This is a genomic window from Saccharibacillus brassicae (assembly GCF_006542275.1).
In the GTDB taxonomy this organism is placed as follows: Bacteria; Bacillota; Bacilli; order Paenibacillales; family Paenibacillaceae; genus Saccharibacillus; species Saccharibacillus brassicae.
In genome coordinates this window covers 310,409-323,065 of the sequence record NZ_CP041217.1, presented here as the reverse complement: position 1 = coordinate 323,065, position 12,657 = coordinate 310,409, and the positions used below count along the sequence as shown (strand labels likewise).

Annotated in this window: 12 protein-coding genes; 10 read left to right on the top strand and 2 right to left on the bottom strand. The window is 56.7% G+C overall.

The annotated features are described in order from the left end of the window. The first annotated feature begins 19 nt into the window (after nucleotides 1-19). Complete coding sequence (locus FFV09_RS01395; protein ID WP_246098441.1) at nucleotides 20-388, top strand: hypothetical protein; 369 nt, start codon at nucleotides 20-22, stop codon at nucleotides 386-388. Between the two features lie 130 nt (nucleotides 389-518). Here the strand turns inward: FFV09_RS01395 and FFV09_RS01390 are convergent, their stop codons facing one another. After that, nucleotides 519-1,343 (bottom strand): helix-turn-helix domain-containing protein, encoded by an 825-nt coding sequence (locus tag FFV09_RS01390; RefSeq protein ID WP_141446020.1) that lies wholly within the window; start codon nucleotides 1,341-1,343, stop codon nucleotides 519-521. Between the two features lie 190 nt (nucleotides 1,344-1,533). Between FFV09_RS01390 and FFV09_RS01385 the strand changes: the two genes are divergently transcribed. The 8 genes from FFV09_RS01385 to FFV09_RS01350 all read left to right on the top strand — a co-directional run bounded on the left by FFV09_RS01385 (nucleotide 1,534) and on the right by FFV09_RS01350 (nucleotide 8,668). Further along, nucleotides 1,534-2,625, top strand: coding sequence for a Gfo/Idh/MocA family protein (locus FFV09_RS01385; RefSeq protein ID WP_141446019.1), 1,092 nt, complete (start codon nucleotides 1,534-1,536; stop codon nucleotides 2,623-2,625). 24 nt (nucleotides 2,626-2,649) lie between these two features. Further along, on the top strand, nucleotides 2,650-3,420 hold the full coding sequence (locus tag FFV09_RS01380; protein WP_141446018.1) for a sugar phosphate isomerase/epimerase family protein: 771 nt from the start codon (nucleotides 2,650-2,652) through the stop codon (nucleotides 3,418-3,420). Beyond that, nucleotides 3,413-4,501 (top strand): Gfo/Idh/MocA family protein, encoded by a 1,089-nt coding sequence (locus FFV09_RS01375; RefSeq protein ID WP_141446017.1) that lies wholly within the window; start codon nucleotides 3,413-3,415, stop codon nucleotides 4,499-4,501. The genes FFV09_RS01380 and FFV09_RS01375 overlap by 8 nt, the downstream gene beginning before the upstream one ends. 151 nt (nucleotides 4,502-4,652) lie before the next feature. Beyond that, nucleotides 4,653-5,621, top strand: coding sequence for a sugar phosphate isomerase/epimerase family protein (locus FFV09_RS01370; protein WP_141446016.1), 969 nt, complete (start codon nucleotides 4,653-4,655; stop codon nucleotides 5,619-5,621). Between the two features lie 57 nt (nucleotides 5,622-5,678). Then, on the top strand, nucleotides 5,679-6,410 hold the full coding sequence (locus tag FFV09_RS01365) for a ThuA domain-containing protein (RefSeq protein ID WP_141446015.1): 732 nt from the start codon (nucleotides 5,679-5,681) through the stop codon (nucleotides 6,408-6,410). Between the two features lie 265 nt (nucleotides 6,411-6,675). After that, nucleotides 6,676-7,359: a uracil-DNA glycosylase gene (locus FFV09_RS01360; RefSeq protein WP_141446014.1), complete on the top strand. Its 684-nt coding sequence runs from the start codon at nucleotides 6,676-6,678 to the stop codon at nucleotides 7,357-7,359. A gap of 95 nt (nucleotides 7,360-7,454) precedes the next feature. Next, nucleotides 7,455-7,784, top strand: coding sequence for a winged helix-turn-helix transcriptional regulator (locus FFV09_RS01355; protein ID WP_141446013.1), 330 nt, complete (start codon nucleotides 7,455-7,457; stop codon nucleotides 7,782-7,784). 137 nt (nucleotides 7,785-7,921) lie between these two features. Next, complete coding sequence (locus FFV09_RS01350) at nucleotides 7,922-8,668, top strand: hypothetical protein (protein ID WP_141446012.1); 747 nt, start codon at nucleotides 7,922-7,924, stop codon at nucleotides 8,666-8,668. Nucleotides 8,669-8,723: 55 nt separating this feature from the next. Here FFV09_RS01350 and FFV09_RS01345 read toward each other — a convergent pair whose 3' ends face one another. Further along, nucleotides 8,724-9,440 (bottom strand): Crp/Fnr family transcriptional regulator, encoded by a 717-nt coding sequence (locus FFV09_RS01345; RefSeq protein WP_141446011.1) that lies wholly within the window; start codon nucleotides 9,438-9,440, stop codon nucleotides 8,724-8,726. Nucleotides 9,441-9,747: 307 nt separating this feature from the next. Here FFV09_RS01345 and adhE point away from each other — a divergent pair, with 307 nt between their 5' ends. Further along, nucleotides 9,748-12,363, top strand: coding sequence for a bifunctional acetaldehyde-CoA/alcohol dehydrogenase (gene adhE, locus FFV09_RS01340; protein WP_141446010.1), 2,616 nt, complete (start codon nucleotides 9,748-9,750; stop codon nucleotides 12,361-12,363). Nucleotides 12,364-12,657 lie beyond the last annotated feature (294 nt).

The following is a 12,657-nucleotide window of genomic DNA, read 5'->3' as shown; positions in this document are numbered from 1 at the left end:
TCGAAAGGGGCAGATTTGTATGAATGATTACGGAGATGACGATTACGAACGGTACGAGAGCGCCGAAGGGCGCAAAGAATGGGAACAGAAAACGCAGGAGAAGATCGTCGAGGCTTACCGGCAGGAAGAAGACATGATGATTCTCGTCTATGCGCAGTGGTGTATCAACAACGATCTCGATCCGGTGGAACTGTACGCCCAGGCGTATCCGGAGCAGGTCGCGAACGAGCGGTTGTCGCGCGTGATGGAACTGACGGTGCCCAAAGAGGAAGCCGGCGACATTACCGACGACACGCTGCTCGGGGTGCTGTCGATGTACGGCAACGCGGATCTCGGCATGGTCGTGTCCGAAGCGATCGAAGCCCGCGAACGCGCCAAGCGCGGCTGAGCGGCCGCGAACAACATCGAGCGGGATCGGCGATCGGAATAAAAGCGCAGCGCCCGTGAACAACATCGACTTCATAACAAAACCGCAAGGTCGCCCGGGGCGTCCTTGCGGTTGTTCGTCGCGGCGCCGGCTACATTTTCTCCTGCCGCGTATGCCGGAACTCTTTCGGCGACATGCCGAACTTGCCGCGGAACACCCGGTGGAAATACGTGTAGTTGGCAAAACCGGACGTCTCGGCGACCTGTTCGAGCGGCATCGGGCTGAACACGATCCGCTCCTTGGCCATATCGAGCCGGACTTCGAGCGCGTACTGCATAATGCTCATATCGAACGTTTCCTTGAACAGGTGCACGCAGCGCGAGACGCTGGTGTCCACGTAGGAGGCGACGTCTTCCAGCTTGAACAGCGACGAAGCGTTCTCTTCGATATACTGCTTGATCCGGTAGGCGAGGAACGTCTTGCCCGACGAAATCGGCTGTTCGCTCAGCAGGCGGTCGGTCTCCAGACAGAGAATGCGCAGGTAATAGTCCGAGATCCGCGGGTCCGGGTTCGAGATGCGGCGCTGCTCGATCACGATCTGGCGAAACAGGCCGAGCAGTCCTTCGCTGAGCGGAATCGTGATACGGGTCGGGCGTTTGCGTTCGTTCCACCAGCGGTCGATCCATTCGCCGCCGAAGAAAATGTGGTAATCGCCGCTCTCCATCGGCTGGCCGGAATCTTCGGAAGCCGAAGGCGGGAAAATTTTCAGTTCGTACGTGTCGTCGGGACCGTAGAGCAGCAGGTCGCCGGCTTCGATCCGCTGCATGCGGCCGTCGATCAGCGCTTCGGAAGTGCCGTCCGTCTGCAGGCGCAGCAGATAGCTGCCGAGACCTTCGGTGCGGTGAACGTGAAAAGGCGTACGGTGGAAGGAAAATCCTGCGGTGAATACCTGGCAGGAAGGTGAGGACGTCTGCATATGGGCTGCTCCTTGGGAAGAAAATAAATTTAAAAATAAAATAATGACCAGATTGTTCATGTTTCGATTATATTCTTCATTTTAATACAAAACGATATGCAATACCATGAAAGCGAACCAACCACACAACCGGAACCGACACAACCTTGATTCGATACAGCCCAACAACTACGGTAAGGAGTGGTGTTCCTTGAAACGAATGCAGATCGGAATTATCGGATGCGGCAATATCAGCGCGATCTATTTGAAAAACCTGGGTTCCAGCGAGTGGGCCGAAGTGGTGGCGGTCGCCGACCGGATCCCCGAGAAGGCGCAGGAGCGGGCTGTCGAATTCGGCATTGCAAACGCTTGCACGGTAGAGGAACTGCTGGCCGACGAATCGATCGAACTGGTCATCAACCTGACGATTCCCGCCAGCCATGCCGAAATCAACCTGGCCGCCGTCAAAGCGGGCAAACATGTGTACGGCGAAAAGCCGCTTGCGGTGTCGCTGGAAGACGGACGCCTCATTCTGGAAGAAGCGAAAAAAAGCGGCGTACGCGTCGGCTGCGCGCCGGATACCTTCCTCGGAGCAGGCATCAGCACGGCCCGCCGCGCGATCGAAGAAGGGCTGATCGGCCGCCCGGTCGCGGGCACCGCGTTCATGCTGAGCGGCGGTCCCGAATCGTGGCACGTCGATCCCGAATTTTTCTACGCGTACGGCGGCGGTCCGATGTTCGATATGGGCCCGTATTATTTGTCCGCGCTCGTGAATTTGCTCGGTCCGATCCGGCGCGTCAGTTCGTCGACCGGGATTCAGATTCCCGACCGGGTCATCGGCTCGGGACCGAAAGCCGGCACGCCGATCGCCGTGCAGACGCCGACCCATCTGGCCGGCACGCTCGATTTTGCCGCCGGCACGATCGTGACGATGATCATGAGCTTCGACGTTCGCGGCGCAAGCGACCTGCCGAGAATGGAAATTTACGGAACGAACGGCACGCTGTCGCTGCCGGACCCGAACTTCTTCGGCGGCGAAGTGAAGCTGCGCCGCGCCGGTTCGGACGACTGGGAGACGGTCGAAGCCGTCTTCGAGACCGAGCATAACGAACGCGGCATCGGCGTGGACGACATGATCAAGTCGATCCGCGAAGAACGCCGTCACCGCGCAAGCGGCGACCTGGCCTACCACGTGCTTGAGACGATGCACGCTTTCATGCGGTCGTCGGCCGAGAGCCGGCATGTCACGCTGGAAAGCTCGTACAAAGTTCCCGCTGCAAGACTCGATTCGCTCAAATTATAATCGGATGAAAAGGTGGAACGTAAAATGACCCAAGTAGGACTGCAATTGTATACCGTGCGTGAAGAAATGGAACAGGATTTCCGCGGCACGCTCGAAAAGGTAGCCGCGCTCGGCTACAAAGGCGTCGAGTTCCATACGTTTTTCGGACACGGCGCGGATGAAGTGAAATCGATGCTCGACGAACTCGGACTTGTTGCCCTGGGCACGCATACGTCGTACGGCCAACTGCTGGAGCATCTCGATGCGGAGATTGCCTATAACAAGCAGATCGGCAACGACACGCTGATCGTTCCTTACCTGCAGGCGGAAGAACGCGTCTGGGAAGACGTGTTCGCCAATCTGCGCAAGCTCGGCCGCCGGGCGCGCGAACAGGGAGCGGTACTCGCTTACCATAACCACGAATTCGAACTGACGGAACAGCTGGACGGCAAGCCGGTATTCGACGCGATGTACGAAGCCGTGCCGGCCGAAGACCTGCAGGTCGAAATGGACACGTGTTGGGTGCATTACGGCGGATACGACGCGGTCGAATACATCGGACGCTACAAAGGGCGCCTGCCGATCATCCATCTCAAGGACATGACGCGCGACGCGGACGGCAAAGCGATCACGGCCGAACTCGGCGTGGGCGAAGTCGACCTCAAAGGCATCGCGGATGCCGCGATCGAAGCGGGCGTGGAGTGGATCGTCGTCGAGCAGGATTACTGCGCGGGCGGCAAGCCGCTCGAGAGTATCGCAACCAGCATGGAATGGATCAAAAAATACGCAGCAGAAGGAGCAAAACTCAATGTCTAACCCGAACACGCTTAACGTCGCCATCATCGGATGCGGAGGCATCGCCACCGGCAAGCATCTGCCGGCCCTGTCCAAACAAAGCAAAGCCGTCCTCGTCGCTTTCTGCGACCTGGTCGAATCCCGCGCCCACGAAGCGGCCGACAAATACGGTGCCGAAGGCGCCAAAGTATACACCGACTACAACGAACTGCTCAAAGACGGCAGTATCGACGTCGTGCACGTCTGCACGCCGAACGATTCCCACGCGGCGATCACGATCGCTTCGCTCGAAGCCGGCAAGCACGTGCTGTGCGAAAAACCGATGGCCAAAACGACGGAAGAAGCGCGCAGCATGATCGAAGCGGCGGAGCGTACCGGCAAAAAGCTGTCCATCGCGTATCAGAACCGTTTCCGCGACGACAGCCAGCACTTGAAAGACATGTGCGAAAAAGGCGAACTCGGCGATCTGTACTTCGGCAAGGCGATTGCGCTGCGCCGCCGCGCCGTGCCGACCTGGGGCGTATTCCTGGACGAAGAAAAGCAGGGCGGAGGCCCGTTGATCGATATCGGTACGCACGCGCTTGACCTGACTCTCTGGCTGATGGACAATTACAAACCGAAAAGCGTCATGGGCTCGACGTTCCACAAGCTGGGCAGCCGCGAGAATGCGGCCAACGCGTTCGGTCCGTGGGACCCGGAGCAGTTCAAGGTCGAAGATTCGGCGTTCGGCTTTATCAAAATGGAGAACGGCGCGACGATCGTGCTCGAATCCAGCTGGGCGCTTAACGTGCGCAACTTCGGCGAAGCGCAGACGCTGCTCTGCGGAACCGAAGGCGGCGCCGACATGGCGGACGGCCTGCATATCAACGGCGAAGACCGCAGCCGCCTGATCGAGACCAAAGTCGATTTCGGCTCCGGCGGCGTCGCGTTCTACGACGGCGGTTCGGAGAATGCCGAAGACCGCGAAGCGCGTCAATGGCTCGAAGCGATTCTCGAAGACAAAGAGCCGGTCGTCAAGCCGGAGCAGGCGCTCGTCGTGACGCAGATTCTCGAAGCGATCTACGAATCCGCGAAGACCGGCAAAGCCGTCTATTTTGATTAAGGGGTAAAGCGCCAATAGGCCGTGCCACTGGTACCATTCTCCGATTGCCGGCCGCGCCGAAAGTCGAAAAATGAGGTTTTTTCGCACCTCTTTCCTATTCAGCTCAAACTTAAAATACGGATATAATAGTTATATCGAGGAGGTTCGATTAGTGAAACTTGGAGTGTTCATGGTTCTGTTCAATGGACGGGGATTCGAGGAATCTCTCGATTACGTGGCGGAAAAAGGACTCAAGGCGGTAGAGATCGGCACGGGGGGTTATCCGGGCAACGAATACTGCAACCCGGAAGAACTGCTGGCCGACCCGTCGAAGTTGGAAGCTTTCCGAAAAGCGATCGAGTCGCGCGGCCTTGTCGTCAGCGCACTGAGCTGTCACGGCAATCCGCTTCACCCGCAAAAAGCGCTCGCGAAAGCCGATCACGACGTATTCCTGCAAAGCGTCGAATTGGCGCAGCGTCTCGGCATTCCGGTCGTCAACACGTTCTCCGGTTGTCCCGGCGACAGCGAGGATGCCAAATATCCGAACTGGCCGGTCGCTCCGTGGCCGAACGATTACCAGGATCTGCTGAAATGGCAGTGGGAGACCAAAGTCATTCCCTACTGGAAAGAAGCCGGCAAATTCGCGGAAGACCACGGCGTCAAAATCGGGATCGAACTGCACGGCGGGTTCTCGGCCCATACGCCGGCCACGATGCTGCGCCTGCGCGAAGCGACCTGCGAAGCCGTCGGCGTCAACCTCGATCCGAGCCACATGTGGTGGCAGGGCATCGATCCGGTCCAAGCGATCCGTATTCTCGGACGCGCCGGAGCCATCCACCATTTCCATGCCAAAGATATCACGATCGACCAAAGCAACGTCAATATGCACGGTCTGACCGATATGCAGTCGTATACGCAGATGCAGGATCGCGGCTGGAACTTCCGCAGCGTGGGCTACGGCCACGACGTGAAGATCTGGGCGGACATGATCAGCGAACTGCGCCTGCAAAGCTACGATCACGTAGTCAGCATCGAACACGAAGACGGACTAATGTCCGTGGACGAAGGATTCAGTAAAGCCGTCCGCAATCTCCAGCAGATTCTGATCGAAGAACCGGCGGGAGAAATGTGGTGGGTCTAAATAAACCGACCGAATGCCGCAGCACACAATACAGGTATAACTAAGGGGACATCGACGATGATCAACGTAACCATCTGGAACGAATTCGTGCACGAACGCAGAGACGAAAAGGTCAAAGCCGTCTATCCGGACGGCATTCACAAACAGCTGGAACGCGCCCTGACGCCGGAAGGCTTCGCGATTCGCACCTGCACGCTGGAAGAAGACGACCACGGCCTGACGAGAGAAGTGCTCGACTCGACCGACGTCATGATCTGGTGGGGACATATGGCGCACGAACTGGTCGACGATTCGATCGCCGAAGCGGTCGCGCAGCGCGTCCGCGAAGGCATGGGCCTGATCGTCCTGCACTCCGGCCACTTCTCCAAACCGTTCAAGAAGCTGATGGGTACGGGCTGCGACCTGAAATGGCGCGAAGAAGGCGAGCAGGAAATTTTGTGGGCCGTCAATCCTTCGCACCCGATCGCCGAAGGCATCGGCGAGAACATCATTTTGGAACACGAAGAAATGTACGGCGAATTTTTCGATATTCCGAATCCGGACGAGATCGTCTTTATCAGCAACTTCTCCGGCGGCGAAGTGTTCCGCAGCGGCTGCACGTTTACGCGCGGTTCCGGCAAGATTTTCTACTTCCGTCCGGGGCACGAGACGTATCCGACCTACTACAACCAGGACGTGATTCGCGTCATCTCCAATTCGGTTCGTTGGGCTTATCCGACGCAATCGGCCAAGCCGGTCTACGGCAATACGCAGCCGCTTCGTCCGCTGCACGCCCGCGAACTGGTCTAAGCCTCGCCGGCTTCGCCCGCAATTCGAACGGATGGTTCGCGACTTGATGGTTCGTTGATCGTTCGTCCGGCAGCCGAGGCTGCCGCAAAGCCGTTGTTCGCTTCAAGCGAACAGCGGCTTTTTTGCCTTTTTTTCCCGAATCCAAGAGAGCGCTCACAAAATTTGCGAAACAGACCTTGCATGGTTGGCGCTCTATCGGTTTTGGGGTAAAATAATTGCAATACCTGTTAATCAACGGGTAGCGATAACAGAAAGGGGGATGGCGATGAAGGTGGAGTTCGGCAGTGCGCCGGTGGCGGAAGAACTGATCCGGGAATGCCTGCACCGATCCGCAAGTTACGATCTGGAAGGGTTTTTGCTCGGTCAGGGAGCCATCCCGGCCCAAATCATGTTCGTCGGGGAAGCGCCCGGCGCGACGGAGATCGTGGAAGGACGCCCGTTTACCGGGCAGGCGGGCAAAGTGCTCGAAGAGTATCTGAAGAAGATCGGCCTGACCCGTCAGGACATCTATATTTCGAGCGCGGTGCGCAGCCGCCCGTTCAAGGACAAGGTCGTGGCGGGCACGGCGCCCGGCAAAGAGCCGAGGATCAGCCGCTCGAACCGGACGCCGACGAAGAACGAAGTGTTGGCCCATGCGCCGATCCTCGACGCGGAGATCGAACTCGTGCAGCCCCGGGTGATCGTGCCGATGGGCAATATCGGGCTGCATCGGCTGATCGGCAGCCACGAGACGATCTCTTCGCTGCACGGCAAAGTGCTCGAAGGGCCGATCCAGCGGCTGGAAGAAGTGTCCGATCCGCATTCCCGCTACGTGTTCGGGGATCGGTCGTATTCGATTTTCCCGCTGTACCATCCGGCGGCCGTCATCTACAATCGTTCGCTGGAAGCGGTGATCGAGCAGGATTTGGCGGCGCTCAAGCAATTTTTGGACCTGAAAAATAATTCATAAAAGCATTTTCTTTTTCTTGGAAATGTGTTAATATGAAATAAACTAACAAATCGTAAGTTTCTCTTCAGAGGGAATCTTCTAAGAGGTGATCATCTATGATTGAGCAAAAAAGCGAAATTCCGATGCAGCTTTGCCCGCGTTTTGAGAGCGCGTTTTCGTTTCTGGGCAAACGTTGGAACGGCCTGATCATTCAGACTTTGATGAGCGGTCCGAAGCGGTTCAAGGATATTTCCAACCAGATTCCGATGATGAGCGACAAAATGTTATCGGAACGCATGAAGGACCTGGAAGGCGAAGGCATTCTGACGCGTCACGTGTATCCGGAGACTCCGGTGCGCATCGAATACGAGCTGACCGAAAAAGGTCGTGCACTGAAGCCGGTTATGGAACAAATTCAGATGTGGGCGGAATTTTGGGTCGAATGACCGAATTTTCGCGCAGAACCCCTTTGCCGGCAAAGGGGTTCTTTTGATGCCGCCGCACACGCAAACAGCATTTGAGAAAGGCCCGCCCGTTTTGTTACAATAAGGAAGAACACGCTCGATGAAGGGAACGGGAGCCTATGCGGACAAAAATCAAAATGCCCGATCAACGCGTCCTGCTATTCGTGCTTGCCGCCTTGCTCATCGCGGCCGCGGCCGCAATGGCTTTTCTGCTGCGCCAGCCGTCGGCGGACGTAGCGGCCGACGCGGCGGCAAGCGGGGGAGAGAACTTCAGGCTGGTCGTCGACGGCGGCATCTATATGCCGAACGAGAACCGGTCGCTTGTCAGTACGTACCGCACGGAAGACACGATCCGCGACGCGCTGGAGCGCAGCGGCATCGTCAGTTTCGACAACGAAGGGCGGATCGACTCGGTGGACGACACGGAGCTGCATTCCGAATTGATGTGGGTCGTCAAGCAGAACGGCCAGGAAATACCGGAGAGCGGATTCAGCACGCGCATTCAGCCCGGCGACGAGATTCTGCTCTATATCGAAGCGCCGGGGAACGACGGGGAGCCGGTCAATACGCTGCTGATCAGCGGCGGCGAGCTGAATGCCTCGCTGGGCGGTTCGTACGCCCATCCTTACCGGGAAGGGACGATGGTGCGCGACGTGCTCAAAGCGAGCGGCCTCGTCACGATGTCCGAGAACGACCGCACGATCCGCCTCGTCAAGGCAAGCCCGGATACGCAGGAAGGCTACATGACCAAACCGAGCGAGCGCTGGGTGCTCAAAGTGAACGGCAAAGAGCTGAACCGGGAACGGGGATTCGACATGCAGCTGCAGCCGGGCGATTACGTGGAACTGACATTGGAAAAGCTGTAGCCGAACCGCTTCTCAGCGAAGCGCCCGGCAGCGAACGCAAACAGGCCGGATCTCCTTAGATCCGGCATATTTCGTTTGGACACATTTCGCAGTGACACACTTCCTGCAGCATGCCGAGATCGGTAATGACGATCATGCCGTTCTCGTATTCGACCGCGCCTTTTTTGCGCAGATCGCTGAGCATCCGGTTCACGCTTTCCCGGGTCGCTCCGATCATGTTCGACAGATCGGTATGCGTAATCTTTTTGTTGATCAGGATCGTCTCGCCGTGCTTCTCGCCGTACGTGTTGCCGAGACGGATAAGCGTCGAGCAGAGGGCGCCCGGCTTGCCGTACATCATCAGGTCCCGGAACTTCGTCTGCGTCAGGCGGTGATGAATGCCCATCCATTTCATGAAGTCGATCGCGAAATCGCAGTGTTGGCAGATCAGCACTTCCAGATCTTTATGCTCGATTACGCCGACTTCGGTATCTTCGATCACTTCCGCCGTGAAGCTGTGCTTGCTGCTGAAAAAAGGATCGGCTTGACCGACCATATCGTCCGACTGGTACATGTACAAGATGAGTTCTTTGCCTTCGTCGGTCGATTTGGTCAGCTTGACCCGGCCGCGCTTGATATAGTAGAGCTTGTCGGCCAGATCGCCTTCCCAGAACAGGTGGGAGCCTTCGGGAATATGGCGGTCTTTCATGAGCACTTCCAGACGCTGCATGTTCGACTCCGAAAAACAACCGGTATTGCCCCGATGGTTGGTAGCGTGGTAGTATTGGGTCATCGTTAACCTCTCCTTTGCGCAAACGCACAGTTCGTGTTGATCGGACATTGTGACTTTTTTCACTTTATGTCCTTATCATGCGTCAAATCGAATACTTTGTCAATTCTTATTACGAAATTTTTGGATTAATTCTTGTGTTTTTTTAAAAAAGCGGAAATCGGCCATTAATGAGGGAAAAATGCTCGTTTCGAAGAGAAAAGAAACGCCGTTTATTTTGTGAAAAATTTCACTTCCCAAACCAAAACCGCTATGCTATGATCGTTCACGTAGAGAAAACAACGCAAACATCTTGAGGAGGATGAGGGAAATGGCAGTGAAAAATGAAGCCGCCCGTACTGTTGAACCAACCGCCGAGCAGGACATTCAGAAGCTGATCGACAACGCGAGAAAAGCGCAGGAAGCTTTCATGCAAATGGATCAGGCTCAAATCGATACCGTCGTGCAAGCGATGGCCCTGGCCGGCCTGGACAAGCACATGTATCTCGCAAGGATCGCGATCGAAGAAACGAAGCGCGGCGTGTACGAAGACAAGATTACGAAAAATCTCTTCGCTACCGAGTACATCTACCACAGTATCAAAAATGATAAAACGGTAGGCGTGATCGAAGACAACGAGTATGACAGCTTCCAGAAAATCGCGGAGCCGGTCGGCATCGTGATGGGGATCACGCCGGTCACGAACCCGACCTCCACAACGATGTTCAAAGCGCTGATTTCCATTAAGACACGTAACCCCATTATATTCGGATTCCACCCTTCCGCGCAATACTGCAGTTCGGAAGCGGCCCGAATCCTGCAGGAAGCGGCGGTCCAAGCCGGCGCTCCGGAAGGCTGTATCCAATGGATCGACAAGCCTTCGATGGACAAGACGAACATCCTGATGAACCACCCCGACGTGGCGCTGATTCTGGCGACCGGCGGCGGCGCGATGGTCCGCGCAGCTTACAGCTGCGGCAAGCCGGCGCTCGGCGTAGGTCCCGGCAACGTGCCGGCCTTCATCGAGAAGACGGCCGATATCGACCAGGCCGTTACCGACCTGATCTTGTCCAAATCGTTCGATAACGGCATGATCTGCGCTTCCGAGCAGGCGGTCATCATCGAAGAACCGATCTACGATCGCGTCAAAAAGAAAATGATCGCAAACGGCTGTTACTTCCTGAGCAAAGACGAAATCGCCAAACTGACGCCAAGCGCGATGAACGTGGACAAATGCGCGGTCAACCCGGCTATCGTCGGACAATCGGCCGTGAAGATCGCGGAAATGGCCGGTATCACCGTTCCGGCGACGACGAAGATCCTCGTGGCCGAAATCGAAGGCGTCGGCACCAAGTTCCCGCTGTCGGCCGAGAAATTGAGCCCGGTTCTGGCCTGCTACAGAGTCAAAACGGCGGACGAAGGCATCGCACGCGCCGCGGAAGTCGTGGAATTCGGCGGTATGGGCCACTCTTCGGCGATCCACTCCAACGACGACGCCGTCATCCAGCGCTTCGCGAACCGTCTGCAAACCGGCCGCATCATCGTCAATTCGCCTTCGACGCACGGCGCGATCGGCGACATCTACAACACGAACCTGCCTTCGCTGACGCTCGGCTGCGGCTCGTACGGCCGCAACTCGACTTCTTCCAACGTAACCGCAGTGAACCTGATCAACGTGAAAAGGGTGGCGCGTCGTACCGTGAATATGCAGTGGTTTAAAGTGCCGGACAAAATTTACTTCGAGAAAAACGCAACGCAGTACCTGGCCAAAATGCCGGACATTACCCGCGTCGCGATCGTTACCGACCCGATGATGGTCCAGCTCGGCTACGTCGAAAGAGTGCAGCATTACTTGCGCCAGCGCCAAACGCCGGTCGCGATCGAAGTGTTCTCCGAAGTGGAGCCCGATCCGTCGACGACGACCGTTGAACGCGGCCGCGCCATGATGGAACGGTTCCAGCCGGACTGCATCATCGCGTTGGGCGGCGGTTCGCCGATGGATGCCGCCAAAGGCATGTGGTTGTTCTACGAATATCCGGATACCGACTTCAACAACCTCAAACAGAAATTTATGGATATCCGCAAACGGATCTACAAATACCCGCGTCTGGGCAAAAAAGCGAAGTTCGTCGCGATTCCGACGACTTCGGGTACGGGTTCGGAAGTGACGTCGTTCGCGGTCATCACCGATAAAGAGAACGGCAACACGAAATATCCGCTGGCCGATTACGAACTGACGCCGGACGTGGCGATCGTCGATCCGGAATTCGTCTACTCGCTGCCTAAAGTGGCGGTAGCCGATACGGGCATGGACGTGCTGACGCACGCGATCGAAGCTTATGTATCGGTCATGGCGAGCGACTACACGGACGGCCTCGCGATCAAAGCGATCCAGCTCGTGTTTGCCAACCTGGAGAAATCCGCGCTGACCGGCGACAAGCTGGCCCGCGAGAAAATGCACAACGCTTCGACGCTTGCCGGCATGGCGTTTGCCAACGCGTTCCTGGGCATCAACCACAGTCTGGCGCACAAATGGGGCGGGGAATACCATACGGCCCACGGCCGCACCAACGCGATCCTGATGCCGCACGTTATTCGCTATAATGCCAAAAAACCGACGAAGTTCGCTTCGTTCCCGAAATACTCGCACTTTATCGCCGACGAACGGTATGCCGAAATCGCCCGTATTCTGGGGCTGCCGGCCAGAACGACGGAAGAAGGCGTGAAGAGTCTGATCAACGCGATCCGCGATCTGAACCGCAAATTGGGCGTACCCGAGACGTTCCAGGAACTCGGCTTCGACGCGAAGCAGTTCGAGAGCCGCGTCGACTACCTGGCCGACCGCGCGTTCGAAGACCAATGCACGACAGCCAACCCTAAAATGCCGCTCGTGACGGAACTTGCCGACGTGTACCGCGACGCTTTCTACGGCCGCTTCGAAGAATAAGCAGATCTAAGATCAGAACAACTGGAACGGCGCTCCCGCGAGGGGCGTCGTTTTTTGCTTTCTTGTAAGCTGTGAAAAGCAGTCATAAATTGCGGTGTTATTCAGAAAACGGCGTTAAAAGTGATAAAGATCATAAAAAAGAGTCGGTTCTGTGAGAAATGTCACAGTATCTACGGATGAGGGCGCGCATAATAAAGGCATAGAAGGTCCCCAAACGCATCGAGAGGGAAACCCACACCGGAACGACGTTCTCTTTCGATGAATGTGATATTTTTCACCTTGTCAACGCTGCTG

Coding starts and splice junctions, on each gene's coding strand:
- FFV09_RS01380 (WP_141446018.1), top strand. CDS start 2,650: ATGACCCAAGTAGGACTGCAATTGTATACCGTGCGTGAAGAAATGGAA.
- FFV09_RS01355 (WP_141446013.1), top strand. CDS start 7,455: ATGATTGAGCAAAAAAGCGAAATTCCGATGCAGCTTTGCCCGCGTTTT.
- FFV09_RS01375 (WP_141446017.1), top strand. CDS start 3,413: ATGTCTAACCCGAACACGCTTAACGTCGCCATCATCGGATGCGGAGGC.
- FFV09_RS01365 (WP_141446015.1), top strand. CDS start 5,679: ATGATCAACGTAACCATCTGGAACGAATTCGTGCACGAACGCAGAGAC.
- FFV09_RS01390 (WP_141446020.1), bottom strand. CDS start 1,343: ATGCAGACGTCCTCACCTTCCTGCCAGGTATTCACCGCAGGATTTTCC.
- adhE (WP_141446010.1), top strand. CDS start 9,748: ATGGCAGTGAAAAATGAAGCCGCCCGTACTGTTGAACCAACCGCCGAG.
- FFV09_RS01360 (WP_141446014.1), top strand. CDS start 6,676: ATGAAGGTGGAGTTCGGCAGTGCGCCGGTGGCGGAAGAACTGATCCGG.
- FFV09_RS01345 (WP_141446011.1), bottom strand. CDS start 9,440: ATGACCCAATACTACCACGCTACCAACCATCGGGGCAATACCGGTTGT.
- FFV09_RS01395 (WP_246098441.1), top strand. CDS start 20: ATGAATGATTACGGAGATGACGATTACGAACGGTACGAGAGCGCCGAA.
- FFV09_RS01350 (WP_141446012.1), top strand. CDS start 7,922: ATGCGGACAAAAATCAAAATGCCCGATCAACGCGTCCTGCTATTCGTG.